The organism is Polymorphospora sp. A560, assembly GCF_045781765.1.
GTDB classification, from domain to species: Bacteria; Actinomycetota; Actinomycetes; order Mycobacteriales; family Micromonosporaceae; genus Polymorphospora; species Polymorphospora lycopeni.
In genome coordinates this window covers 8119993-8144571 of the sequence record NZ_CP122282.1, presented here as the reverse complement: position 1 = coordinate 8144571, position 24579 = coordinate 8119993, and the positions used below count along the sequence as shown (strand labels likewise).

20 protein-coding genes and 1 pseudogene are annotated in these 24579 nt (G+C 70.7%); 10 read left to right on the top strand and 11 right to left on the bottom strand.

What is annotated here, in order from left to right; genetic code table 11:
• Positions 1-141 precede the first annotated feature (141 nt).
• The 4 genes and pseudogenes from QCD66_RS36675 to murJ form a co-directional block, all read right to left on the bottom strand.
• Positions 142-1143 (bottom strand): hypothetical protein, encoded by a 1002-nt coding sequence (locus QCD66_RS36675; RefSeq protein ID WP_375732595.1) that lies wholly within the window; start codon positions 1141-1143, stop codon positions 142-144.
• A complete protein-coding gene (sigM, locus tag QCD66_RS36670; protein ID WP_407567278.1) occupies positions 1140-1862 on the bottom strand; it encodes an RNA polymerase sigma factor SigM in 723 nt (240 codons plus the stop codon). Before sigM ends, QCD66_RS36675 begins: the two co-directional genes overlap by 4 nt.
• A gap of 146 nt (positions 1863-2008) precedes the next feature.
• Positions 2009-3618: pseudogene (locus tag QCD66_RS36665) on the bottom strand (protein kinase family protein).
• A gap of 328 nt (positions 3619-3946) precedes the next feature.
• Entirely contained in the window at positions 3947-5707 is a 1761-nt protein-coding gene (murJ, locus tag QCD66_RS36660) for a murein biosynthesis integral membrane protein MurJ (protein WP_364213225.1), read from the bottom strand.
• 140 nt (positions 5708-5847) lie between these two features.
• Between murJ and QCD66_RS36655 the strand changes: the two genes are divergently transcribed.
• Both QCD66_RS36655 and QCD66_RS36650 read left to right on the top strand, forming a co-directional pair.
• A complete protein-coding gene (locus tag QCD66_RS36655) occupies positions 5848-7338 on the top strand; it encodes a CCA tRNA nucleotidyltransferase (RefSeq protein ID WP_375732597.1) in 1491 nt (496 codons plus the stop codon).
• A 179-nt stretch (positions 7339-7517) separates the two neighbouring features.
• Positions 7518-8606 carry a hypothetical protein gene (locus QCD66_RS36650; protein ID WP_375732598.1) on the top strand — a complete coding sequence of 363 codons (1089 nt, stop codon included), beginning with the start codon at positions 7518-7520 and terminating at the stop codon, positions 8604-8606.
• A gap of 64 nt (positions 8607-8670) precedes the next feature.
• On the opposite strand, the gene QCD66_RS36645 is transcribed toward QCD66_RS36650, so the two are convergent.
• Together QCD66_RS36645 and QCD66_RS36640 are read right to left on the bottom strand one after the other, a co-directional pair.
• Complete coding sequence (locus tag QCD66_RS36645; protein ID WP_364213234.1) at positions 8671-10188, bottom strand: SPFH domain-containing protein; 1518 nt, start codon at positions 10186-10188, stop codon at positions 8671-8673.
• Positions 10189-10220: 32 nt separating this feature from the next.
• Positions 10221-10691, bottom strand: a complete 471-nt coding sequence (locus QCD66_RS36640; protein ID WP_375732635.1) for a hypothetical protein — start codon at positions 10689-10691, stop codon at positions 10221-10223.
• Between the two features lie 170 nt (positions 10692-10861).
• Here QCD66_RS36640 and QCD66_RS36635 point away from each other — a divergent pair, with 170 nt between their 5' ends.
• Positions 10862-11347 (top strand): methylated-DNA--[protein]-cysteine S-methyltransferase, encoded by a 486-nt coding sequence (locus QCD66_RS36635; RefSeq protein WP_375732599.1) that lies wholly within the window; start codon positions 10862-10864, stop codon positions 11345-11347.
• Positions 11348-11432: 85 nt separating this feature from the next.
• Here QCD66_RS36635 and QCD66_RS36630 read toward each other — a convergent pair whose 3' ends face one another.
• Together QCD66_RS36630 and QCD66_RS36625 are read right to left on the bottom strand one after the other, a co-directional pair.
• Entirely contained in the window at positions 11433-12512 is a 1080-nt protein-coding gene (locus QCD66_RS36630) for an inositol-3-phosphate synthase (RefSeq protein WP_357535135.1), read from the bottom strand.
• A 20-nt stretch (positions 12513-12532) separates the two neighbouring features.
• Positions 12533-13159: a PadR family transcriptional regulator gene (locus QCD66_RS36625; RefSeq protein WP_357535133.1), complete on the bottom strand. Its 627-nt coding sequence runs from the start codon at positions 13157-13159 to the stop codon at positions 12533-12535.
• Positions 13160-13408: 249 nt separating this feature from the next.
• Here QCD66_RS36625 and QCD66_RS36620 point away from each other — a divergent pair, with 249 nt between their 5' ends.
• Positions 13409-13861, top strand: a complete 453-nt coding sequence (locus QCD66_RS36620) for a DUF5318 domain-containing protein (protein ID WP_357535131.1) — start codon at positions 13409-13411, stop codon at positions 13859-13861.
• A 361-nt stretch (positions 13862-14222) separates the two neighbouring features.
• On the opposite strand, the gene QCD66_RS36615 is transcribed toward QCD66_RS36620, so the two are convergent.
• The gene (locus QCD66_RS36615; protein WP_375732600.1) at positions 14223-14528 is read right to left on the bottom strand and encodes a hypothetical protein; all 306 of its coding nucleotides are present in this window, start codon (positions 14526-14528) and stop codon (positions 14223-14225) included.
• Between the two features lie 58 nt (positions 14529-14586).
• Between QCD66_RS36615 and QCD66_RS36610 the strand changes: the two genes are divergently transcribed.
• Together QCD66_RS36610 and QCD66_RS36605 are read left to right on the top strand one after the other, a co-directional pair.
• Positions 14587-17043 (top strand): transglycosylase domain-containing protein, encoded by a 2457-nt coding sequence (locus tag QCD66_RS36610; RefSeq protein ID WP_375732601.1) that lies wholly within the window; start codon positions 14587-14589, stop codon positions 17041-17043.
• Positions 17044-17197: 154 nt separating this feature from the next.
• On the top strand, positions 17198-18721 hold the full coding sequence (locus QCD66_RS36605; RefSeq protein WP_375732602.1) for a glycosyltransferase family 87 protein: 1524 nt from the start codon (positions 17198-17200) through the stop codon (positions 18719-18721).
• A gap of 49 nt (positions 18722-18770) precedes the next feature.
• Here the strand turns inward: QCD66_RS36605 and QCD66_RS36600 are convergent, their stop codons facing one another.
• Together QCD66_RS36600 and QCD66_RS36595 are read right to left on the bottom strand one after the other, a co-directional pair.
• Entirely contained in the window at positions 18771-21200 is a 2430-nt protein-coding gene (locus QCD66_RS36600) for a hypothetical protein (RefSeq protein WP_375732603.1), read from the bottom strand.
• 10 nt (positions 21201-21210) lie between these two features.
• On the bottom strand, positions 21211-21987 hold the full coding sequence (locus tag QCD66_RS36595; protein WP_357535122.1) for a deoxyribonuclease IV: 777 nt from the start codon (positions 21985-21987) through the stop codon (positions 21211-21213).
• A 194-nt stretch (positions 21988-22181) separates the two neighbouring features.
• On the opposite strand from QCD66_RS36595, the gene QCD66_RS36590 reads away from it, so the two are divergent.
• From QCD66_RS36590 to rpsR, 4 genes are all read left to right on the top strand, one after another.
• Positions 22182-23009, top strand: coding sequence for a hypothetical protein (locus QCD66_RS36590; RefSeq protein WP_364213253.1), 828 nt, complete (start codon positions 22182-22184; stop codon positions 23007-23009).
• A gap of 375 nt (positions 23010-23384) precedes the next feature.
• Complete coding sequence (gene rpsF / locus QCD66_RS36585; RefSeq protein WP_212825000.1) at positions 23385-23675, top strand: 30S ribosomal protein S6; 291 nt, start codon at positions 23385-23387, stop codon at positions 23673-23675.
• A 75-nt stretch (positions 23676-23750) separates the two neighbouring features.
• Positions 23751-24284, top strand: coding sequence for a single-stranded DNA-binding protein (locus QCD66_RS36580; RefSeq protein ID WP_364213256.1), 534 nt, complete (start codon positions 23751-23753; stop codon positions 24282-24284).
• Positions 24285-24328: 44 nt separating this feature from the next.
• Positions 24329-24568 (top strand): 30S ribosomal protein S18, encoded by a 240-nt coding sequence (rpsR, locus tag QCD66_RS36575; protein ID WP_091551811.1) that lies wholly within the window; start codon positions 24329-24331, stop codon positions 24566-24568.
• Positions 24569-24579: the final 11 nt, after the last annotated feature.

The following is a 24579-nucleotide window of genomic DNA, read 5'->3' as shown; positions in this document are numbered from 1 at the left end:
CGGTCGGCACCGGGCCGGATGATCACCGGCCGGAGCTGCCGACGGCAACCACTGACCAGAACGCAATCGTACGAACCAGGATTCCCGGGCCGTGGTGGCGGTGGGTCAGGTCACCCCGGTCGACGGTCGGTCATCGTCAGCTCACCCTACCGAGGTGCGGTAACGGGTGTCGGCACCGGACCCGGCCTGGCCGCAGCCGGGGCCGGCGACCCACACCCATCGCTGCCCACCGCTGTCGGTGAAGAGCACCACCAGCGCCGGGGTCCCCTGGAAAGCCGCGTAGTCGACCAGGTCGACGGCGACCGGCCCCCGACCGTGTTCCTGGCTCACCGCGTCGACGCAGGCCGACAACGCCGCCTCGCTGCTCAGCGTCTCCAGGCCGGAGGCGCCCGTCGGCGTCCCGGTCGGCGTCGGCGCCGACCCGTCCGGCTCCAGCACGGTGTCGGGAGTCGTGCTCAGCGTGCTCTGCCGGTCGGCGGCGTCGACGATCGACCGAAGCGTCGCCGGATCGTAGTCGGTGCCGCTGGCCAGCCGCCGCGTACCCATGGCCTCGGTCGACCCGTACGGCTCGGCCGCCTCCGCGCTGGCCGTGGACCGGTCGTCACCGCCGGCTGCGGTGTCCTGGCTGGACCTGGTGTCACCGACGAGCTGGGTGACGCCGAAGGCGGCGAAGGCCACGACACCCGCGGCGACCGTGGCCGGGGCCGCCCAGCGCCGCATGCGGCGTCGGCGGGCGGCAGCCCGGTCGCCGGATTCCGGTCGTCCACCGGGTACGGCGGTCAGCCGGCGGCCGGTCCGCTCGTCGGCGGCGCCGTCCGGCGGGGCGTCCGAGGTGGTCGACCCGGTCGTGGATCCGGTCTCCGTGGTCTGCCGGGACGACGGAATCCGGGCCGCGTCGGCGAGGGCGGTGGTGATCCGGGTGGTCACGTCGGCCGGCATCGGTTCGCTTGCCGCACCCCAGTCCGCGAGGTCGGCCGTGACCGCTCCGGACGCGATCAGCAAAGCATCGTGCGCGGCGGACCACCGGTCGTCGTCGGCGATCAGCCGGGCGACCGCCGCCTCCTCGGGGGTGCCGTCGAGCGCACCACCGACATAGTCGGCCAGCAGGTCGAGATCGACCTCCCTGGACTGGCCCGTGCTCACTTGCCCTCCTGCTTCGCGTCGGTCGCCGAACTGGCTGGCTCAGATGGGACGCGTTTACCCGTCCCGGGGTTCCCGCCAGTGACGGCCGGCACGCCCGTACGTCGTCCGCCGGTGTCCGGGCCGCCGGCGTCGGCGCCGGCCGGCGCCGGTTCGGGCTCGCCGCGCAGGTGACCGAGCATGCCCGCGAGCCGGGCGCGGCCGCGGGCGCAGCGACTCTTGATGGTGCCCTCGGCGACGCCGAGCATCACCGCGACCTCGGCGACCGGATAACCCTGTACGTCGACCAGGATCAACGCGGCCCGCTGCTCGACCGGCAACTGGTCGAGCGCCTCCCGGACGACCAGCACGGTGTCGTGGTCGGGCGCCGGCGCGGCCGGCTCGACCCCGCCGACCGTCCGACCCGGGTCGGACGGGGACGTGCCGTCCGGCAGCGGGACGGTCGGGTGGGCCTGGCGGCGGCGGATCCGGTCGAGGCAGGCGTTGACCACGATGCGGTGCAACCAGGTCGTCACGGCCGAGTCGCCACGGAAGCGGGCGGCGGCCCGGTGGGCGGAGAGCATCGCGTCCTGTACGGCGTCGGCCGCCTCCTCGCGGTCGCCGATCGTCCGCAGCGCCACCGCCCACAGCCGGTCGCGGTGGCGCTGGAAGAGTTCCCCGAACGCATCGGGGTCGCCGTCGACGTGGGATCGCAGCAACTCCGCGTCGGCGAGTTCGGACAGCCGGTGCCGGCCGGTCGTGGCGGCGGCTGCGGGACCGGGGGTCGGCGGCTCGGACCGCGGGCGCGGGGCGCCGTCACTGCGTCGAGCTGAACCAGCCACGGCAGAACCTTAGCCGAGTACGTCGGTGCGCCGGTCGACCGTGGCGGTCACCGTGCCTCGACCGTAATCTCCTGTACGCCGATCTTGAACTTGCCGTTGCCGGACGACGGCAGGTCGGTGATCCAGACCAGCAGGAACTGATGCTGCTGGTCCGGCTGGAACCCGCTGAACGTCATCGTGGTCCCGTCGTGCTTGGCGAAGGGCTCACCGATGCGGGTGCTGTAGGTCTCGATGACCTGGTTGTCGCCGGCCGTGCTGGAGCCGGGATCGCCGGGACCGGCGAGCAGTTCGGCGCTCGCCCCGGGGTTCGACAGCACGACCTGCACGGAGGTGACCTCGCGGGCTTGCCGCAGGTCGATGAGGATTCCCATCCCCCGCTTGAGGCCGCCGAAGTCGCCGCGACCCTCGTAGCTCTCGGTGTCCCAACCGGTGTTCGGGTCGCCGTCGACGACCGCCGCGACGCCGCCGAGCTCGGTGCGGGTGCCGTCCGGGTCGACCACCCGGACCTGGCCGGCCTCAAGGGTGACCTTCTCGGGATTCTTGGTGGTGGGGGTGCCCTCACCACCACCGTCTTCGCCGGTGCCGGGGGTGGCGATCGTCGCCGGGGTGTCGGTTCCGGGGGCGGGCGAATCGCCGTTGTCGGCCAGCGCGCTGATGCCGAAGAAAAGGCCCGCGGCGGCGATTGCCAGCAGGCCGGCGATCCCGGCGGTGATCTTGCGGCGGGTGGCCCGGGGCTGGTCGCCCACGCCGTCGGGGGCGGAGGTGAAGCGCAGCGGCCCGGCGACGTCGAGGTATTCCTCTTCGACGGCGGCGTCGAGCCGACCCAGTTCGGCGGCGAGCACGTCGGACGACGGCAGGGCGAGATTGCCGTCGAGCAGGTCCATGGCCAGGTCGTCGAGGTAGGCCGGAACACCGGCGCGGACCTGACGGGGGGCGGCGATCGCACCGCTCGCGTCCCGCAGGGCGTCGGGCAACGGGGGCCGGCCGGTCGGCTGCGAGCCGTTGGCCAGCGGTGCCTCGGCGTGCGGCCAGTGGCCGGTGAGTGCGAAGTAGAGGACGCCGCCGATGGCGCGTACGTCGGTTTCCTGGCTGTCGGCGACGTCGGCACGCGCGTCGGCGAGCACGATCCGGCCGTCGTCGCCGGCCAGGACGGTGCCGGGGTGCACGTTGCCGTGCACCATGCCGGTGGCGTGCACGGCGGCGACCGCGCCCGCGATGGCGTGCGCGATGCTGGTGGCGCGAGCCGGGTCGAGCGGCCCGTCGGCGACCATCTCCCGCAGCGAGTCGCCGTCGACCCACTCGCGTACGACGTAGGCGCGTCCCCCCTCGTCGATCGCGTCGTAGACGCCGACCAGGTTGGGGTGGATCACCCGGCTGGCCGCGACCGCGGCCTGGAGCATCTCCATCGCCGGATCGCCGCCCGGGTAGCGCAGCACGACGGCCACCGGTCGGCGGAGGATCACGTCGACCCCGCGCCACACCTGGCGACCGGCCGCGTCGTTGTTGATGTGCTCCGCCAGCTCGTACCGCTCGGCCAGGATTTCACCGAGGCTGGGAGCACCGGGGGTCGTCATGGCCGGCGCGACTTCGTCCGCCTCCTGGCCCTCGCCGACCTGGGTCACCCGATCCTCCCTCGGTGCTGATGTCAATTGATCAACGTGCGACTGGGCTCTGTGGGCTCCGCCGAGCGCGGAACCGGCCGGGGTGTGTCACCCCTAGCGTAGGCGGTACCCGCATCCGCCGAGAGTGACCTTACCTGTGTTCCGCTTGTCCCTGGCATGTCATCTCGCGGCGGTCACCGCCCCCGAGCGTATGCCCTGGTCGGACAAGGCATGGTTTGTAGCGTCCCGTCATCTTTCAGATGGAATGCTACAGGGAAATGAATAGTGTGTTTTGTCGGCCTTGGTCGAGGCGTCCGTCCGCCGGCTTCCCCGATCCCCGTCCGATACACCCCACCCGCCGGATTTCGTGTTAGCCGTGGTTTCTCAGCGGCCCAGCTTCCGGCGCACCATACCGACCACCTCGGTGATCTCGCGGATGCGCAGCGCCATCGCGAGTCCGAAGTAGGTCACCCCGATCGCCGTGCCACCCAGGACGATCTGGAGGATCGCGGCCAGCCGGTCCGGCCGGTCGTCACCCGGCAGAAGCTTGATCACCACGATCCCGGCCAGGGCCGAGCCGAGTGCCGCGACCAGCACTTTCGCCCACGTCGCGGCGATGGTCCCGAGACCGATGCGGCCCACCCGTCCGCGCAACAGCCAGGCCGAGATCACCGCCGCCGCGATGTAGGACACCGCGTTGCCGACCATCAGACCGGACGCCGTGAACGACGCCGAGAAGGCCAGGAACAGGCCGACCTGTACGGCGATCCGCAGCGCGACCACCGGAATGTTGACCAGGGCCGGGGTCTTCGTGTCGGGCAACGCGTAGAAGCCGAAGGTGAAGAGCTGGCTGATCGCGAACGGGATCAGCGCCAGGCCGGCGACGAGCAGCACCGGCGCGGTCGCGGCGGCGGCGTTCTCGTCGAACGCGCCGTAGCGGAAGAGGGTGAACGAGATCGGGGTCGCCAGCACCGCGTAGCAGACCGCGACCGGGGCGAGGATCGCGGTCGTGGTCCGGGTGCCCCGGGACAGGTCGGCGGCGAGGTCGGGGTACCGCTCGTCGGCCGCGGCGGCGCTCATCCGGGGCATCAGGGCGGTGATGATCGACACGGCGATGATGCCGTGCGCCATCATCAGCAACAGGAACACGTTGTTGTAGATCAGCGCGCCGGCCTCGCCCTGGTCGCCGGCCCGGTTGACCAGGTTGAACACGACCACCAGACCGATCTGGCTGACCGCGACGTAACAGAACGTCCAGGCACCGAGCCGGGCCAGTTCGCGCAGGCCGAGCCCGCCGAAGTCGAACCGCCACCGCCATCTGAAGCCGACCTTGCGCAGCGCCGGCAGCAGGCCGGCCGCCTGGATCGCGACCCCGAGCAGGGTGCCACCGCCGAGCAGGAGGATCCGGCCGGGGCTCATCTCGCCCGCGCCCACCTCGGTCGCGCCGTAGACCACCACGTAGACGCCGACGGTCGCGATCACGACCAGGTTGTTGAGGATGGGTGCCCACATCGGGGCGGCGAAGTGGCCCCTGGTGTTCAGCACCGCGCTGAGCATCGCCGACAGCCCGGAGAAGAAGATCATCGGCAGCATCAGCCAGGACAGCCGGGTGACCAGCCACCGGAACTCCGGGGTCGTGCCGTCGCTGGCGTAGAGCATGGCCAGCGGCTGGGCGAGGGCCAGGGCCAGGACCGTCGCCGCGCCGAGCGCCAGCACCGCGAGGCTGAGCAGCCGCTGGGTGTAGGCCTGGCCGGAGTCCTGGTCGCCCTTGCGGCGGCGGACCAGGACCGGCACGAGGACGCTGGTCAGGATGCCGCCGAGCAGGAACTCGTAGACCATGCCGGGCAGGATCTGCGCGGTGGTGTAGGCGTTGCCGACCGCGCCGGCGCCGAGCGCGACCGCCAACAGCAGCGTGCGCAGGAAGCCCGTACCCCGGCTGACCAGGCTGCCGGCGGCCATGACGGCGCTGTTGCCGGCCGCGCCGCCGCCGGCCGGCTCGGGCGGTGGCTCGGTCGCCTCCACCACCGGCTGGGCCTGGGTCGCCGGGCGCCACGGTTCCGCGGCCGAGATCGGGGTCGCGCCGTCGGCCGGCGGACGCCCGCCGTCGGGCGCGGCACTCGCGCTTCGGTACAGGCCGCCGGCCATGTGTCAGCCTCCCAGGGGATCGGCGGGTGAACGCCCCGCCGGCACAGGTCCGACCTTAGTCAATGGGAGCCTGCCGGAACCGGCACCTCCGGCCGCCCGGGAACCGTCGGGTCACCGGAGCCCGCTACGCTGGCGATCCCATGCCCGACACATCCTCACCCGGCGCGAACTCATCCGGCGCGAACGGTTCGCCGAGCGCCGCCGAGCGCCGCGAGCTGACCGCCGCTCAGCGCAACGCCGTCACCGAACTGCTGCGGGTCTCCCCCGTCGCCGACGAGTTGGGCCGCCGGTTCGCCAGAGCCGGCCACGAACTGCACCTGGTCGGTGGTTCGGTACGCGACGCGCTGCTCGGCCGGCTCGGCGACGACCTCGACTTCTGCACCGACGCGCACCCCGAGGAAACGCTTCGCCTGATCAAGGGATGGGCGGAGGCGACCTGGGAGACCGGACGGGAGTTCGGCACCATCGGGGCCGCCCGGGGCGGGCTGCGGCTGGAGATCACCACGTTCCGGGCCGAGGCGTACGACGGCGTGACCCGCAACCCGGTGGTCCGCTACGGCAAGAGCCTGCTCGACGACCTGCGCCGGCGGGACTTCACCATCAACGCGATGGCGGTCAGCCTCCCCGACCACCGGTTCACCGACCCGCACCGCGGCCTCGACGACCTCGCCACGCGGGTGATCCGGACGCCCGGCACTCCCCAGGAGTCGTTCGGCGACGACCCGCTGCGGATGCTGCGTGCCGCCCGGTTCGCCGCCCAACTGCGGTTCGCCGTCGAACCCGGCGTACGGGCGGCGATGGCGGCCCTCGCCACCGACCTCGACCGGATCACCGCCGAGCGGATCCGGGACGAGTTCGTGAAGCTGATGTCCGGAGCCGACCCGATCACCGGTCTGCGCCTGCTGGTCGACACCGGGCTCGCCGACCGGTTCCTGCCTGAACTGTCCGGGCTCAAGCTCGAGATCGACGAGCACGCCCAGCACAAGGACGTCTACGAGCACACCCTGACCGTGGTGAGCAACGCGATCGCGCTGGAGGGCGGTGAGCCGGACTTCGTGCTGCGGATGGCCGCCCTGATGCACGACGTCGGCAAGCCGGCCACCAAGGCGGTCGGTTCCGACGGCCGGGTCAGCTTCCACCACCACGAAGTGGTCGGGGCCCGGATGACCAAGCAGCGGATGAAGGCGCTCCGCTTCCCCAAGGACGTCACCTCCGCCGTCGTCGACCTGGTCGGGCTGCACCTGCGCTTCTACGGCTACGGCCGTGGCGAGTGGACCGACTCTGCCGTACGCCGCTACGTCACCGACGCCGGCGACCTCCTTCCCCGCCTGCACAAGCTGACGAGGTCGGACTGCACCACCCGCAACCGGCGCAAGGCGGCGGCCCTCGCCGCCGACTACGACGCGCTCGAGACGCGGATCGCCCGGATCCAGGCCGAGGAGGACCTGGCCCGGGTCCGGCCCGACCTCGACGGAAACGCCATCATGGAACTGCTCGGCGTGCCCGCCGGCCCGATCGTCGGCCGCGCCTGGCGCCACCTCAAAGAGGTACGGCTGGAGCGCGGACCACTCGACCGCGACGAGGCCGAGGCCGAACTGCTGCGCTGGGCGCGCGCCGAGGGAATCGGCTAGCCCCCGCCCCCGATCTTGGTCGGGTAGTCGACAGCGCCCGCCGGCGCGGTCTGCCCCGAGTCGCCCGAATCGGCAGTTACGGGCATGGCGTGGCTCGGATACCGTCGCAGAACGGCAGCGGTGCACCTGGCGCACACGGGCCACAGTGGGCATCTGACGACGTACTCCGGGAGGCGACCATGCAGCCGTGTGCTGTCTGCGGCGGCGTGACCATCAACGCGGCGGGTAACTGCACGCAGTGCGGCACCTACCGGGGCAGCCTCGATCCGCTGCCGCCCTCCCCCTACGCGCAGCAGCCGCCGGACTATCAGCAGCCGTACGGGCAGCAGGGCTACGGGCAGCAGCCCGGTTCCGGTTACGGACAGCAGCCCGACTACGGCCAGCCCGCCGGCGGCGCGTACGGCCAGCCCGACTACGGCCAGCCGGGGAGTGGCGGCCCGAGCTATCCGCCCTCGTCCGGTCCGGGCTACCCGCCGGTGTCCGGTGCCGGCTATCCCCCGGTGTCGGGCGGCGGATACCCGCAGCAGTCCGGGGCCCCCGGCTACCCGACCAGTTCCCCGCCCGGCGGCTACCCGGGCAGCGGCGGCCCGACCTACCCGCAGCCGACGAGCGGCGGCGGATACGCGGTCAGCTATCCGTCGATCCCGCAGCAGCAGCCGCCGAGCAAGAACAAGTTCCTGGTACCGGCCATCGCGCTCGGCTCGACGCTCGCCGTGCTCGTCGTCGCGATCCTGGTCGTCGTCGGGATGCGCGGCAACGATGAGGACGACCCCGATGTCCTGGCCAACTCCCCCAACCCGACGCCCTCCGCGCAGCAGTCCGAGTCGTCGGCGCCCGCGGTGCCCGGCATCGACCAGTGCGTGGTCGGTGAGTGGGTGGTCAACTCGCACCGTGAAGAGGTGCCGATCGACGGGGTCGGCAACGTGACCTTCAACGGCCGGAGCCCGTGGGCGAGGCTCTCGCTCACCGCCGATGGCAAGGGCGTCACCGAGTACGGCACCGGCACCGAATACCGGGGCTCCGTGCAGGGCCAGACGGTGACCATCAAGTTCACGGGTCGGATCACCTTCGACTACCGGGCCGATAACGGCACGCTCTCGTTGTCGAACGTCAAGCCCGACGGCACGACGACGGCCACCGTGGGCAGCGGGCAGCCGGTCAGCGAGCCGCTCGGCGGCGGCGACGACCCGTCGAAATACACGTGCAGCGGCGACCAGCTCGTGCAGAGCTCCTACAACATGGAGATCAAGTACTCGCGCGTCCGCTGAGCCGACCCTCCATACGCGAGAGCGCCGCCCCCGAACCGGGGGCGGCGCTCTCTGTCGTTGGTGGTCAGTTCTTCGGGGCGCTGTCCAGGACCCGGCCGTCGCCGTCCGCGGTCCCGGTGCCGTTCGAGCCGAGCTTCGCCAGCAGGCCGGCGAGGTCGATGCCGGTCAGGTCGGTGCCGAGCTGAAGGCCCTGGGCGACGTTGTTCGCGACCGATTTGGTCAGCGACGAGGCACCGTCGGTGGAGATGACGGTCATCTTGTCGATCGAGCCCATCGGGGCGCTCGCCGCCTCGACCACCTGCGGCAGCATCTTGACCAGCAGGTCGAGGACGGCCGCCTCGCCGTACGCGGCGAACGCCTCGGCCTTGCGGGCCATCGCGTCGGCCTCGGCCTGGCCCTTCGCCAGGATCGCGGCGGCCTCGGCCTGGCCCTCCCGCTCGATGGCCTCGGCGATCGCGGTACGGCGGCGCTGCTCCGCCTCACCCTCCTTGGCACCCTCGATGGCGTTGGCCTCGGCGAGCGCGGCCCGCCGGGCCCGCTCGCCCTCACCGGTGAGCCGGGCCTGCTCGGCCTGCGCCTGCGCGGCGGCGATGGTCGCCTGCCGCTGCGCGTCGGCGCCGAGCACGGCGGCGTTACGGGCCGCCTCGGCCTCCTGCTCCACCTTGTACCGCTCCGCGTCGGCGGGCTTGCGGACCTCGGTGTCGAGCTGGCGCTCCTTCAGTTCGGCGTTGCGCTCGGCGACCTTCTGCTGCTCGGAGAGGATCGCCTGGTCGCGTTCGGCCTGGGCGAGCGGGCCGGACGCCGCAGATTTCGCCTTGGCGGCGTCGATCTCGGCCTGGATCGAGGCCTGCTTCAGCTCCAGGTTGCGGTTGGCCTCGGCGATGGCCTCCTCGGCCAGCAGCCGCTCCTGCTCGGCGGCCTGCCGGGCGCGGGCCTCGGCGATGGCCGCGTCCTTGAGCACCCGGGCGGCCTCCGGACGGCCCAGGTCCTGGAGGTAGGTGCCCTCGGCGAAGATGTCCTGGAGCTGGAAGGTGTCGAGCACCAGCCCCTGGTTGGTCATCGAGTGCTCGGCCTCCTCGGCCACCGCGCTGGCGAACGCCGCCCGGTCGCGGATGATCTCCTCGATGGTGAGCCGGCCGACGATGGAGCGCAGCGCACCGGCCAGTACCTCGCGGGTGAACTCCTCGATCTCGTTCTGCTGGTGCAGGAACCGCTGGGCGGCGGCCCGGATGGCACCCTCGTTGCCGCCGACCTTGACGATCGCGACGCCCTGCAGCTTGGCCCGGATGCCCTGCTTGCTGACCGCGCCCTGGATCTCGACGTGGATCCGCCGGCTGGACAGGTCGAGGGACTGCAGCTTCTGCACGACCGGAAGCACGAACACCGAGGCGCCCATGACGACCTTCTGGCCGGAGTTGTCGGTCGAGCGGGATCCGTCGGCGCCCTGCGTCGTACGGCCCTTGCGGCCGGTCACGATGAAGGCCTCGTTCGGCCCGGCCACCTTGATCCGGGAGAGCACGAAGAGCACCAGGATGAAGATCAGCAGCACGCCGCCGCCGATCGCGATGAGCAGTGGGGTCATCGGACCGTCCTCATATATAGGGAATCTCGGACTTATTGGATGACTTGGGTCTCCTCGACGAAGACACTCGTGTCGGTCGGGGCCTCGACCACGAAGACGGAGGCACCCAGTGGGATCGCGGCGGCGGCCCGGGCACTGAACTTGACCTGCTGGCCACCGAGCTGGATCCGCACCTCGCCGTATCCGCCGGCCGGGATCGGGGTGACCACGATCCCGAGAGATCCGACCAGGTCGTCGCGGGTCGGGGTGGCGTCGGTACGCATGTCACGAGCCGCCCGGGCCAGGCGCACCGCCAGCCACGCGGTGGGTACGGCCGCGACGAGCCCGGCACCGGCCGCACCGGCGATCAGCCCGGGGGTGTCACCACCGAGGAGTTCATTGGCGATCGCGGCACCGAATCCGAACGCGCCGACGAATCCGGCGATCATCTCCAGCGACACCGGTCCATCGACGTCGGGATGGCCGAAGTGGAGCAGCTCACCGCCGAGCAGGCCCGCCGCCATCAGCGCGACGCCGATTCCACCGATGACCAAGAAGACGATCGTCGCGGTGTCCACGCCTGCAGGGTAGCGATCACCTGCAACGATCCCGCAGTGCCGTACCTCGGTCACGGTGCGTCGCCGCCCGCTCGCACCCGTTCGGGGACGTCCGGGCGGTGCGGGACAATGGGGCCATGCGTTGGGCCGTACTCGACTCGCCGATCGGCGACCTGTCCGTCGGCGTCGACGCCGCCGGGATCTGCGGGGTGCACTTCGGCCCGGTCGAGGGGGCGGCCGACCCGGCGCAAGTCGACGCCGGCCCACTGGCCGACGCCCTGACGGAGCTTCGCGACTACTTCGCCGGCGAGCTGACCACCTTCACCGGAGTGCTGTCGGTACGGCGGGGCAGCGACTTCGAGCGCGCGGTCTGGGCGGAACTGTCGCTGATCCCGTACGGCGAGATGCGGACGTACGGCGAGATCGCCCGCGCGGTGGGCGATCCGGGCGCGGCCCGGGCGGTCGGGACCGCCTGCAACCGCAACCCGATCCCGGTCATCGTGCCCTGTCACCGGGTCGTCGGCGCGGGCGGAAAGCTCGTCGGCTTCGGCGGCGGGCTGCCGCGCAAGCGCCACCTCCTGGAACTGGAGGCGGGCGTAGCCCTGCGCCGGGCCTGGTCCTGAACGGTCCCACCGTCGGCGACGCGGGGCCGACGACGGCGCGGGGCCGGGTCCCGTACGGACCCGGCCCCGGACGCGTTCCGGTCGCTCAGTTGGCGATCTTGCCGGCGATGAAGTCCTCGACGGCCTGGTGGGCCTCGTGGTCGGCGTACTGCACCGGCGGCGACTTCATGAAGTAGCTCGACGCGGACATGATCGGACCGGCGATCTTGCGGTCCAGCGCGATCTTCGCGGCCCGGACCGCGTCGATGATGACGCCGGCCGAGTTGGGCGAGTCCCACACCTCGAGCTTCAGCTCCGCGTTGAGCGGGGTGTCACCGAACGAGCGACCCTCCAGGCGGATGTACGCCCACTTGCGGTCGTCGAGCCACGGCACGTGGTCCGACGGGCCGATGTGCACGTCGCTCTTGGCCATCTCGTGCGGCACCTGGGACGTCACCGACTGGGTCTTCGAGATCTTCTTCGAGACCAGGCGGTTGCGCTCCAGCATGTTCATGAAGTCCATGTTGCCGCCGAAGTTGAGCTGGTAGGTGCGCAGCAGTTCGACCCCGCGGTCCTCGAACAGCTTGGCCAGCGCACGGTGCACGATGGTCGCGCCGACCTGGCTCTTGATGTCGTCACCGACAATCGGCAGGCCGGCGTCGACGAACTTCTGCGCCCACTCCGGGTCGGAGGCGATGAAGACCGGCAGGGCGTTGACGAACGCGCAACCCGCGTCGATCGCCGCCTGCGCGTAGAACTTGTCGGCCTGCTCCGAACCCACCGGCAGGTAGGACACCACGACGTCGACCTGCGCGTCGCGCAGCGCCTGGGCCACGTCGACCTCGGTCTGGTCGGACTCCTGCACGATCTCGCGGTAGTACTGGCCCAGGCCGTCGAGGGTCGGGCCACGCTGCACGAGTACGCCGGTCGGCGGCACGTCGCACAGCTTGATGGTGTTGTTCTCGCTGGCGACGATCGCCTCCGCGAGGTCCATGCCCACCTTCTTGGCGTCAACGTCGAACGCCGCGACGAACTGCACGTCGGATACGTGGTAGTCGCCGAAGGTGACGTGCATGAGACCCGGGACGCGGTCGTTCGGGTCGGCGTTGCGGTAGTACTCCACCCCCTGGACCAGGGATGAAGCACAGTTCCCGACACCGACGATGGCGACGCGGACGGAGCCCATCGCGTTTGCCTCCTTCTTAATCACGGCCGCTCCGGCTCTTTCCTGGACTGCCCAGGCGGAGGCGGGCTTGTCTCTTCTCGTGGCCCACCCGTTCGGGGGGCCCGGCCGGAGCGCTCGTTGGCGATGAGCTCCTCCAGCCACCGAACCTCACGCTCACAGGCCTCCAGGCCGTGGCGTTGCAGTTCGAGGGTGTAGGCGTCGAGTCGCTCGGCGGCACGGCTCAGGACGTCGCGCAGACCTTCGCGGCGCTCCTCGACCTTGCGCCGGCGACCCTCCAGGATCCGCAGCCGGGTGGCCTGGTCGGTGCGGGCGAAGAATGCGAAGTGCACTCCGAAGCCGGTGTCCTCGTACGTCTCGGGGCCGGCCTGCGCGAGCAGTTCGGCAAAACGTTCCTTGCCCTCTGCGGTGATCCGGTAGACGACGCGGCCACGCCGCGAGGTCAGGGGAGGTACCTCCTCGGTGGCGGTCGGCGTGTCGCCCGTCTCACTGATCCACCCGGCCGCCTGCAGCCGACGCAGGGTCGGATAGAGCGAGCCGTAGCTGATCGCCGCCCGGATCGCTCCCAGCTTGGCGGTGAGTTCCTTCCGTAGCTCGTAGCCGTGCATGGGAGATTCCTGCAAAAGGCCGAGGATGGCGAGTTCGAGCACGGCCCTGCCTTCCTCATCCACGCCGGTGGCGCTCGACCCACTCCCGGGGTGGGACGCACCGATGTATCGGCCCGATACATCGCAACGTTAGTCGCCGAATAGGATGCGGGCAAACCCCCGATTTTGCGCACCGGATGTTACGTACAGTGATTGACGATGTGATGCGGTAGGGGTGCGAAGGTCCTGTCGACGCCGTATATGACCGGCGAGTGGTCGCCTCGTTCGGCCGGACCGCGTACCCTTCTGCCCATGCGTACCCAGCGGCAGGCGGTCGACTACTCGCTTCGGCGGCGGTCGCTGCTGCGCGAGGTGTTTTCCGGCCGGGTGGGCACTTACGAGGTGTGTGACGCTTCGCCGTACCTCAAGAACGCCGCGCGGTTCCACGGCGAACCAACCGAGGACCGCTGCCCGATCTGCCGCAAGGAAAACCTCACGCTGGTGCACTACATCTATGGCGACGAGCTCAAGCAGTCGGCCGGCCAGGCCCGGAACCGGGCCGAGCTGTCCCTGCTGGCGATGACGCTGCGTGAGTTTCAGGTCTACGTGGTGGAAGTCTGCCGGGCCTGCGACTGGAACCACCTCGTCGAGCAGTTCCTGCTTGGCCGGGACGGTCTGCTCGACTCCGAGCAGGCCACGGCCGAGCCAATGGCGGCATCGGGCGGCGGTGTCACACCGGAACGAAGGCATGGGGCCGGCCGGTGACCACTGTCCCCCTGGCCCCGACGGCGCTCGACCAAAAACGTAACGCCCGGCAGATCGTCAACCGGATAAGTCCGGTTATTGCAGATAAAGCTGCATATGGCCGCCGTAGATCGGCGCCGCAGCGTGTCCCAACTCACGGCAAACCGGTGGTGTCGCAGCCGCGAACCACCGCGACCGGCAGGGTGTGAGGAATGAACTCGTACGGCGACCCCAGTTCCGCGCGTGGAAGAGCCCGGATCTCCGGCTCCGACGGCGACTCCGGATCCGAGGCCGAGAACCCGTACCGGCGTTCTGGCCAGGACGCATTCGACTCGCCGGCACAGCCGGCAGGCGGCTTCGAGGTGCCGCGGGCCGCGGCGGGCTACAGCGAGCCCGGCCCTCCCCGCGCCGCGGCCACCGGCCGCGCCTCCAGTGGCCGGGCGTCGGTGGGCAGCGCCTCGGTCGGCAGTGCGTCGGTCGGTAGCGCCTCGGTCGGCAGTGCCTCGGTTGGCGGCGCGTCGGCCCGCAGTTCGGCCAGCGGCAGCGCTTCGGTCGGTAGCGCGTCGGTCGGCAGTGCGTCGGTGAACGGTCCGGGTAACGGGACCGGGAGCGCGCCGGCCGGTCGGGCGCAGGTCGGACGCGCGGTCGTACCCGGACCCGGCGGTGACCGGGCCGGTGGGCGGGCCACCGTCGGCGCCGCGCCGGTCGCCGGTCGGGCGACCGTCGGACGGGCCTCCGTCCGTCCGGTGACACCCGCGGCGGCCGGACCGGGCGGTTCGGGCCCGGGCGGCCCGCGCGGTCCGAAGGGGCCGGGTGGTTTCGGCCCGGACGGACCCGACGACTCCGGATCCGGTGGACGCCGGAACCGGCGCAGCGGCCCGCCGAGCAAGAAGGCCAAGCGGCGTAAGCGGATCAACCTGCTGATCGCCTCGTTCGCCGTAATGATCATGTTGGCCGGGGCGGGCGTCGTCGGCCTGGCCTGGTTCTCCACCACCGTCAAGTCGCCGACCGACTTCGGTGAGCCGGAGACCACCACGATCATGTACGCCGACGGCAGCCAGCTGGCGAAACTCGGTGAGCAGAACCGCACCATCGTCCCGGCCGACAAGATCTCGCCGGTCGTCGGAAACGCCGTGATGGCGGCCGAGGACAAGAACTTCCTCGACCACACCGGCATCGACATGAAGGGCATCGCCCGCGCCGCGTGGAACAACTTCACCGGCGGTGCGACCCAGGGTGCCTCGACGATCACCCAGCAGTACGCCCGGCACGTGGCCGAACTGACGGACATCAGCTACAGCCGTAAGCTCCGCGAGGCGCTGCTCGCCTCGAAGCTCGAACAGGAACTCGACAAGCAGCAGATCCTCGGCTACTACCTGAACGCGATCTACTTCGGCCGGGGCAGCTACGGCATCGAGGCCGCCGCCCAGACCTACTTCGGGAAGTCGGTCCTGATCCCGCCCGGCGAGAAGGGGGCGCTCACCCCGTCGGAGGCGGCCGTCCTCGCATCGGTGATCAAGCAGCCGGAGCCGGACCGGGTCACCGGCCACATGGGTTACGACCCGCAGGTCAACCGGCCGGCCACCGAGGAGCGCTGGAACTACACGCTCAACAACATGCTGGACAAGAAGTGGATCACCGCTGAGGAGCGGGCCGCCGCCGTCTTCCCCGAAGAGACCCTCAAGACGTACGACCCGAAGAAGTCCTGCGCCACCGACTGTGGCGTCAACACCCCGTCCGGAAACGTGATCAACTACGTCCGCGACGAGCTCGAGGCGATGGGTATCACGGACTGGCGCAAGGGCCGCTACCGGATCAAGACCACCATCGATCCCAGGGTGCAGAAGGCGGCCCAGGAGGCGTCCCGCCGGGCGTCCAAGACGTCGCCGATGTCGAAGCTGCCCGAGAACTACATGGCCGCCCTGGTCGCGGTGGATCCGAACAACGGCCGGGTGCTCGCCTACTACGGCGGTGAGAGCGGCACGGACTACGACTACGCGGGCGCCAACGACGGCGGCACCACCGGTGGTCACGCCCCCGGCTCGACCTTCAAGGTCTATACCTTGGCGGCGGCTCTCAAGGCCAACATCTCCATGGACACGCACTGGGACTCGACGAAGATCAAGGACGGCGACTTCGAGATCTCCAACGCCGGCCGTACGCACTCCTGTGCCAAGTGGTGTTCGCTGGAGGAAATGACGATCGAGTCGTACAACGCGCCGTTCTACTGGATCGCCAAGGAACTCGGACCGGACAAGATCGTGGAGGCGGCCCGCGACGCCGGCATCCGCACCATGTGGAACAACGACGCCAAGGCGATCAACCTGCTGGAGAGCAAGCCCGCGGACGTCGCGCCGTCGCAGTTCGACAAGCAGATCGGCTACGGCCAGTACGGCATTACCGTGCTCGACCACGCCAACGGGGTGGCGACCCTGGCCAACCGGGGCACCTACCACAAGGCCCACTTCATCGAGTTGGTCGAGGAGCGCAACTCGGCCGGCGAATGGGTCAAGGTCGGCGGCGAGCAGTTGAAGCCCAAGGAGGTCTTCCAGCCCGAGCAGATGGACTCGCTCAACGCCGTGCTGCAGAAGATCCCGGGCAACATCGGCAAGGGGCTCAAGGGCGGCCGGCCGGCGACCGGCAAGACCGGCACCTGGGAACTCCGGCAGAACACGAGCGACAACGGCGATGCCTGGATGGTCGGCGCCACGCCGCAGATCGCCTCCGCGGTGTGGGTCGGCACCAAGGGCAAGCGTGAGGCGGTGAAGGAGGCGAACGGCAGGGCGATGGGTGGTGCCGGCACGCCGGCGGCGATCTGGGACAAGTTCATGGAGGACGCGCACGCCGCGCTCAAGCTCAAGAACGAATCGTTCAAGGAGAAGAAGAGCACCGGCGACCCGAACCACCCGGCGGCCAATGGTGTGTCGCCGCCGCCTGTCGTGCCAACGACCCCCGAATGCACCGACCCGCTGCGGATCACCTGCCCGACCCCGGGCGGTGACAACCCGGGCGGCAACCCAGGTGGTGGCAACCCGGGCGGTGGTGGCAACCCAGGTGGCGGCGACAACCCCGGTGGCGGCGGCAACCCGGGCGGCGGTGGCAACCCAGGTGGTGGCGGCAACCCGGGCGGTGGTGGCGGCGGTGACGACAACCCGTTCGACGGGCTGATCAGGCCGACCCCGACGCCGACCAGGTGGCGGTAACGACAGTCCGCGGTGGACGACGCGCCGGCGGCCGGGCCTCTGCCCGGCCGCTGACGCCGTTTTCGGGGAACTTTCCCCGGGACAGGCGGGACGAACAGGCCTCCGGTGGGGCAGGATTCCCAGTCATGAGCGAGCGAATCAATCGGCCGGCGTCATGACCGTGCAGTCGGAGCCGCGTACCGACGAACCGGACGACGGGGCGGAGAAGATCGATCATCCGTCCAGGTCGGACGGCTTCGTCAAGGGGCTGTCCCAGGCGATCGGCGGTCCGCTCGGCGAGCACGCCGTCCGCCAGGACGCGCCGGGCGGCCGGTGGTCCGGCGGGTTCTGGACCGCGAGCCGGATCGTGCTCGCCCTGGTCTGCCTGACGCTGGCGCTGCACTGGGTGCAGAAGTCGCCCTGCCAGGACGGTGCCTGGCAGAACAACGTCCAGTACACCCGGTTCTGCTACACCGACGTGCTCGCGCTCTACTACGCCGAGGGCCTCAACGAGGGCAAGGTTCCCTACCGGGACCACCCGGTCGAATACCCGGTGGTCACCGGCTACTTCATGGGGATCCTCGGGCTGCCGGTGCACGAACTCGGCAGCGACCGTCCCGAGATCAACCAGGCGATGTGGTTTTACAACCTCAACGCCCTGGTGCTCTGCGTCCTCGCCGTCGCCACCGTCGCGGTGATCCTGTCGTTGCGTCGCCGCAGACCCTGGGACGCGGCGTTGTTCGCCCTGTCCCCCGCGCTGCTGGTCACCGCGACCGTCAACTGGGACTTCCTGGTCATCGGGTTCGCCGCCTTCGGCCTGTACGCCTGGGCGAAACAGCGACCCCTGGCCGCCGGAATCCTGCTCGGCATCGCGGCGGCGGCGAAGATGTGGCCGCTGTTCGTCCTCGGCCCGCTGCTCGTGCTCGCGTTGCGTACCGGCCGGTTCAGACAGGTGCTCGTCACCGCCGGATCGACCCTGGTGACGATCGTGTTGCTCAACCTGCCGGTGGCGCTTTCCTACCGGGAGAGCTGGAACCGCTTCTTCGAGCTGAACACCGAGCGCCCGATCGACTGGGGCACGCTGTGGTACATCGGGCGTTACCTCGACGGGAAGTGGAACAGCGGGTCACCCGGCGACCAGGGACCCTTCCAGTGGCTGAGCGACAACATCCCGACGCTCAACAACGTGTCGTACGCCCTGTTCTTCCTGGCCTGTCTGGGGATCGGGGCGCTCGGGCTGCTCGCGCCCCGGCGGCCCCGGCTGGCCGCGCTGACCTTCCTGGTCGTCGCCGCCTTCCTGATCACCAGCAAGGTCTGGTCGCAGCAGTTCAACCTGTGGCTGCTTCCGTTGATCGTGCTCGCCCGGCCGAAGTGGGGTGCGTTCCTCGCCTGGCAACTCGCGGAGGTCGGCTACTTCGTCGCCTTCTACGGCGAACTGCTCGGCGCAGGGGGCAAGCAGGTCTTTCCGGAGGGCGTGTTCGTCCTCGCCGCGTCACTGCGCCTGATCACCGTCGTCGTCCTGTGCGTGCTCGTGATCCGCGAGATCCTCAAGCCCGAGGACGACCGGGTCCGGCGGACGTACGACGACGATCCCGACGGCGGGGTGTTCGACGGCGCACCCGACGCCGAGTGGCTACGTCGCCGTCGAGGTGATCCGGCCCCGCTGCCCGTACCGGCGTCGGTGGCCGGCACCCAGTAGCGCGTTCCACCCGTGGCGGTCGCCGGTCGACGGCGACCGCCACGCTGGGTCAGAGCCGGAAGACGACAACCTCGCCGACGTCTTCGCGCTGGATGCCGAGCGAGTCGACCGGCAGGTCGATGGTGGTCTGCCACGGCGTCCCGGCCACCCGGTCGCGCAGCAGCACCACCGTGCGTACCCCGATGTCCCGCAGGTAGGTGACGCTCGCCTGGTCGGGGAAGCTGGCGGTCGCCTCGCGGATCTCGGTGAGCCGGCGCGGGGTGAAGCCGCTGCCGCCGTTGACGACCGGCTGGAACCGGCTGGTCGACCAGAGCATCACGTGCTGGTCGACGCCCTGGTTGCTGGGCAGCACCAGCATCGGCCCGTCGACCTGGCGGAACGCCGCCGGCTGGGCCGGCACGATCGGATGCGGGGTGACATTCAGCCCTTCGACCAGGACCAGCGCGAGAGGCAGCAGGGTCGCCAGCCGTAGCCACGGCCCCGGGCGGGCCGGCACCCGCTCGGCCGCGGTTTCCTTCGCCCGGACCACGAGGGCGCTGACCGATCCGGCGGCCAGGATGGCGAGCAACAGCGTGGTCCAGATCGCCAGCCGGCCGGGGGTCCGCAGACCGTCCCAGCCGGGCAACGTCTCGAACAGCGCGACGTAGGTGAACGTCCCGCCGAAGAACTGGGTGCCCATCGAGAGGATGGCGCTGACCAGCACCGCGGCGAGCAGGAGAAGCCGCTGACGCACCGTCCAGATGGAGAAGACCAGTCCGGCGGCGGCCAGCGCGTAGAGCACGAAGCCGGACAGCAGCGTCATCTCGGCGTTCCACGGCAGTGCCTCGCGGGCGCCGGCGTGCAGTTCGCCCCAGATCCGCGACTCGGGCGGCGCGGTGAAGAAGCCGCCGACCGGCGGCGAGAAGAGTTCCAGGTCACCGACCGACCGCCGGGCGGACGGGTGGAGTTCGGCGACCTTGAAGTAGGCGATGGACAGTGCCAGCCCGGTCGCGGCGAACGCCGCACCGCCGAACAGGTCGGCGAGCAGCAGCTTGATGCCGAACGGCCGCTTCGGGCCGGTGGACCGGAACCGCTGGACCAGCCAGATCACGGCTGTCACGACGACGATGAGCGCCAGCACGTACACGAACGGCAGGCCGATGCCGAACCCGAGGCTGATCTGCCAGGCGGCGACGAACCACCCGGCGAGCGCCCAGCCGGCGTGCCGCCGCTCCGGGCGGTAGCCGTGCTTCAGCGACCAGCCGTGGCCACGGGCCAGCATCGCGAGCGCGAGCGGGATGCCACCGTTGGACAGCACGTGCAGGTGGCCGGCCTGGGAGAGCAGCCACGGCGCGTACGTGTACGCGGCACCGGCGACCGCGGACCCGGTCTTGCCGGCCCCGAGCTGCCGGGCCAGCACGTACGCGCCGAAGAACGCCAGTGCGTGGACCAGCACGAAGATGATGTTGTAGCGGACGAGAGCGGCGACCGGGCCGTCGCCGATCATGCCGGCCGGCGCGTAGCCGAGCAGGGTGTCGGAGAAGGCGAAGGACCAGCGTTCCGGGAAGAACGAGTTGGAGTGCCAGAGTTGGCTGGGGTCGGTCAACAGGATGTGCCCGGACCAGGCCATCTGCCACGCCTGGAGGGTCGGGTCCCAGATGTCCTGGGGGATCGTGTGCTGTGGGTAGCGCAGCGTCGGCCAGGTCATCAGCACGGCCAGCACGACCGCGCCGACGGCGGCGAGGGTCCATTCGTGGATCAGCCCGCGTCCGATGGCGTGGACGACCCGACGGATGCGGCCGGGCACGGTGAGCGGTGCCGGTGCGAACGCCGACCAGCGGTCACCGGGCTTGACCAGGCTGACCTTCTTCACGACGGTCATCGTGGCCGCCGGGGCGGCCGCCTTCGGGTCCGTCTTGGCGGCCGCCGGATCCTTGGCGCCGGGCTTGACCTCCGCACCCGCTTGGCCCTTGGCATCGGGCTTGGTCTGCGTGCCCGCCTTGTCCTTGGCAGCCGCCTTGGCGTCAGCCTTCGCCTTCGCCTTCGCGGCGCGCCTCGCCCGTGCCGCCTCCTTGGCCTCCGCCGCGAGCCGGGCCCGTTCGCTGGGCTTGAACGGGTCGCCGGGCGCGGCCACGGGGACGGGCTTCGCACGGTCCTTGGCCGGGTTGTCCTTGGCCGGGTTGTCCTTGGCCGTTTCCTTCGCCGTGTCCCCGTCGCCCTTTGCCGGGTCGTCCTTGGGGGCCGCGGTCCCGCTGTCGGCCTTGGCAGCCGCGTCGTCGGCCTTCGCCGGGGCGTCGACCGTCGAGCCGGACGTGCCAGCCGCCGTGCCGGGCTTCGCCGGCCGGTCCACGGCCGGTTCGGTCGTGGGCTTCGCGGGCTCCGACGCGGCGGCCTCCGGAGCGACGGGCGGCGGCTCGGCGACCGGTTCGCCGGTTTTCGTCGCCCCGGCCGGGCCGGTGTCCGTGCCCCGGTCGGAGACCTTCGGCTGCTCGGTGCTCATACGGATTCCCCTAGGCGGTGACGCGGTCGCGCAGGAATGCGATGTCCTTGCCCTGTCCGTCGACCCCGCCCGGGGTCTCGACGACGACCGGTGCGCCGGCGGCGCGGACCACCGCGACCAGCAACTCGGGGTCGATCATCCCCTGTGCCAGGTTGTCGTGTCGATCCGCGCCGGAGTCGAAGGCGTCCCGGGAGTTGTTGGCGTGCACCAGGTCGATCCGGCCGGTGATGGCCTTGACCCGGTCGACGACGTCGAGCAGCGCCTCGCCGCCCGCGTGCGCGTGGCAGGTGTCGAGGCAGAACCCGACGTCGTACGACCCGATGACGTCCCACAGCCGGGCGAGCGCGTCGAACCGGCGGGCACACGCGTTGTCGCCCCCGGCGGTGTTCTCGATCAGGATCGGGGTGGCGAAGCCACCGGACTCGGCGGCGAACGCGAAGGTCTTGCGCCAGTTGTCGAAGCCGACCGCGACGTCGTCGCCCTTGCCGACATGACCGCCGTGGACGATCAGTCCTTTGGCGCCGACGGTGGCCGCCGCCGTGGCGTGGCTGAGCAGCAGCTTGCGGCTGGGGATCCGGATCCGGTTGTTGGTCGTGGCGACGTTGACGACGTACGGGGCGTGGACGTAGATCTCGACCTGCGCGGTGCGTAACGCGTCGGCGTCGGCGCGGGCCTCCGGTGCTTTCCAGCCCTTGGGGTCGGCGAGGAAGAACTGCACGACCTCGGCCTTGCGGGCGGCCGCTTCGGCGAGCGGGTCGCCTGGGTCGACATGGGCTCCGATACGCATGGAGGCGAGCCTACGTCGCCGGTGCGACGGGTACCTGCCGCCGGGCCGGGCCGGCCGGGGTGGGCCGTGGCTCGCGAATCGCCCGCGTCGTGCGCGTCACCCGCCGTGCCGGCCCGTCGTTACCTGCAATGACCAACGGGCCGGGGGCCGCCGATCCCAACCCCGACCCGAAGATCGACATTGGGAGATGGTGGATGTCGCTGTTGTCCCGACATGGTCGTGCCGCCGTCGCGGTCGGCGCCCTGTTTCTCGGTGCGCCGCTGCTGTTCGGTGGTCCGGCGTACGCCGAACCGGGCCCGGCGCCCGGCGCACCGGTGCAGGAGAGCGGCCAGACGGTGGTGTTCAGCGGTGACGGGCTCCTCGGCGTCGCCTGCGGCGCCAAGCCGGACGTCGGTTCGGTGACGGTGCCGGCGGAGAGCACCCTGCGGGTGGTCAACAACACCGGGCGTCGCGCCCGGCTGCTGCTCGACGGCTCGGCACAGGGCGAGGTCGCGGCCGGTGCGACCGCCGACGTGCTTTTCCGGCGCGGTCCGGTCAAGTTGGCCCTCAAGCCCGTCTGCGTGCTGTCGGAGGAGTCGGCCGTACGCGTCGAGGTCGCGGCGGCGGTCCCACCGCCGCAGTCCGCTCCCGGCCGGCCGACGGCGCAGCCGACCACGCCGACACCTGGGCGTCCGTCGCCCACCCGGCCGGTGGAGGAGACGCCGCGGTCGACCGTGGCCCCGCGGGCGGCTGCCACACCGTCGGCGGGCGTCTCGGTCACCCCGTCGACGGCTCCGACGTCCACGCCGGGCTCGGAGGGGCCGGCCAGCGGCGGCCCGGTGCCGGCCGCAGGGCTCGATCTGCCGCCGGCGGATCCCGGTGACGACGCCGCGGCCGAGCCGATGGCGTCGGTCGAACCGATTCGGGACACCGGTCCGATCGGCCTTCTGGCACTTGTCGCGACGGTTTGCGTCGTTGGCGTATCCGCAGGTGCAATTCGGGCTATTATTGCTCAACGAACAAGCCGGACTGCTCCGGCTTAGTGCTATATATCTGGCGCCGGCAGCTCCTGACACGGCGCGACATAAAGGCTCCGCGGGGCGCCTCCTATCCAACCTCGTCGGTGTGGTCGTTCCTCCCCAGGTCCCACCCAAAGAATGCGGATAGCGCGCCCCGCGGCCACGAGAACGGCGAGGGCTCCTCCGGTGAACGGAGGAGCCCTCGCCGTACCCGCGACCGAACGGCCCCCGCCGTACCGGCGGGTCACCGGGGGTGGCCATGTCCCGACGCGGTGCACCCGGTACTCTCGTGGGGTTGTCCGTCCGCTCGTGGGTTCCCCCACCGTCCGGCCGGCGACGACGCACGACCTCCTGTCACGGAAGGACCGTGACCGCCAGCCCATAGGAGGTGAGTAAGTCTTGCGTCATTACGAAATCATGGTGATCCTCGACTCGAGTCTCGAGGAGCGCACCGTCGCCCCGTCGCTCGACACGTATCTCAACGTGATCCGCACTGCGGGTGGCTCAGTGGAGAAGCTCGACGTCTGGGGCCGCCGGCGCCTCTCGTTCGAGATCAACAAGAAGGCCGAGGGCATCTACGCCGTCATCGACCTGCAGGCCACGCCTGCGGCCGTTGCCGAGCTGGACCGTCAGCTCCGACTCAACGAGTCGGTGCTGCGCACCAAGGTCATTCGGCCGGAGACGCGCTGACGCGTACCCCGGCCCGCCCGGATCAGCCTCATCACTGTCGTACGGCTCTGCGAGCCTGTGCGCGGACGAAGATGAGTGCGCGAGGAGATGGTCATGGCAGGAGACACCACGATCACGGTCATCGGCAACCTGACCGATGACCCCGAGTTGCGTTTCACCCCGTCGGGTGCGGCGGTCGCAAAGTTCCGGGTCGCTTCGACGCCCCGGTTCATGGACAAGGCTTCCGGCGAGTGGAAGGACGGCGAGGCGTTGTTCCTCGCCTGCACGGTGTGGCGCCAGGCGGCGGAGCACGTCGCCGAGTCGCTGCAGCGGGGCGCCCGCGTGATCGTCTCGGGACGGCTGCGGCAGCGGTCGTACGAGACCCGCGAGGGTGAGAAGCGCACCGTCATCGAGCTCGAGGTCGACGAGATCGGCCCGTCGCTGCGCTACGCCACGGCGAAGGTGCAGAAGATGTCCCGCTCCGGCGGTGGTGGCTTCGGTGCCTCCGGTGGTGGTGGCCAGGGTGGCGGCGGAGGCAACTTCGACGACCCGTGGGCCACGGCCGCGCCCGCCTCCTCCGGTTCCGGTTCGGGCGGTGGCGGAAACTTCGACGACGAGCCCCCGTTCTGATGCCGGCCCCCAGCGGCCGGGACCGCAAACCAGGAGCAAGAGCAATGGCGAAGGCTGCGGCACTGCGCAAGCCGAAGAAGAAGGTGAACCCGCTCGACAAGGACGGGATCACCTACATCGACTACAAGGACACCGCGCTGCTGCGCAAGTTCATCTCCGACCGCGGCAAGATCCGCGCTCGGCGGGTGACCGGGGTCACCTCCCAGCAGCAGCGCCAGATCGCCCGTGCGGTGAAGAACGCCCGTGAGATGGCGCTCCTGCCGTACACCACCACGGCGCGCTGAGAGGGGGCACC

Excerpts from the sequence above, each read along its gene's own strand:
- murJ (WP_364213225.1), bottom strand. The coding sequence starts at position 5,707 with ATGGCCGGCGGCCTGTACCGAAGCGCGAGTGCCGCGCCCGACGGCGGG.
- QCD66_RS36655 (WP_375732597.1), top strand. The coding sequence starts at position 5,848 with ATGCCCGACACATCCTCACCCGGCGCGAACTCATCCGGCGCGAACGGT.
- QCD66_RS36650 (WP_375732598.1), top strand. The coding sequence starts at position 7,518 with ATGCAGCCGTGTGCTGTCTGCGGCGGCGTGACCATCAACGCGGCGGGT.
- QCD66_RS36645 (WP_364213234.1), bottom strand. The coding sequence starts at position 10,188 with ATGACCCCACTGCTCATCGCGATCGGCGGCGGCGTGCTGCTGATCTTC.
- QCD66_RS36640 (WP_375732635.1), bottom strand. The coding sequence starts at position 10,691 with ATGGCGGCGGGCCTGCTCGGCGGTGAGCTGCTCCACTTCGGCCATCCC.
- QCD66_RS36635 (WP_375732599.1), top strand. The coding sequence starts at position 10,862 with ATGCGTTGGGCCGTACTCGACTCGCCGATCGGCGACCTGTCCGTCGGC.
- QCD66_RS36630 (WP_357535135.1), bottom strand. The coding sequence starts at position 12,512 with ATGGGCTCCGTCCGCGTCGCCATCGTCGGTGTCGGGAACTGTGCTTCA.
- QCD66_RS36620 (WP_357535131.1), top strand. The coding sequence starts at position 13,409 with ATGCGTACCCAGCGGCAGGCGGTCGACTACTCGCTTCGGCGGCGGTCG.
- QCD66_RS36605 (WP_375732602.1), top strand. The coding sequence starts at position 17,198 with ATGACCGTGCAGTCGGAGCCGCGTACCGACGAACCGGACGACGGGGCG.
- QCD66_RS36600 (WP_375732603.1), bottom strand. The coding sequence starts at position 21,200 with ATGAGCACCGAGCAGCCGAAGGTCTCCGACCGGGGCACGGACACCGGC.
- QCD66_RS36595 (WP_357535122.1), bottom strand. The coding sequence starts at position 21,987 with ATGCGTATCGGAGCCCATGTCGACCCAGGCGACCCGCTCGCCGAAGCG.
- QCD66_RS36590 (WP_364213253.1), top strand. The coding sequence starts at position 22,182 with ATGTCGCTGTTGTCCCGACATGGTCGTGCCGCCGTCGCGGTCGGCGCC.
- rpsR (WP_091551811.1), top strand. The coding sequence starts at position 24,329 with ATGGCGAAGGCTGCGGCACTGCGCAAGCCGAAGAAGAAGGTGAACCCG.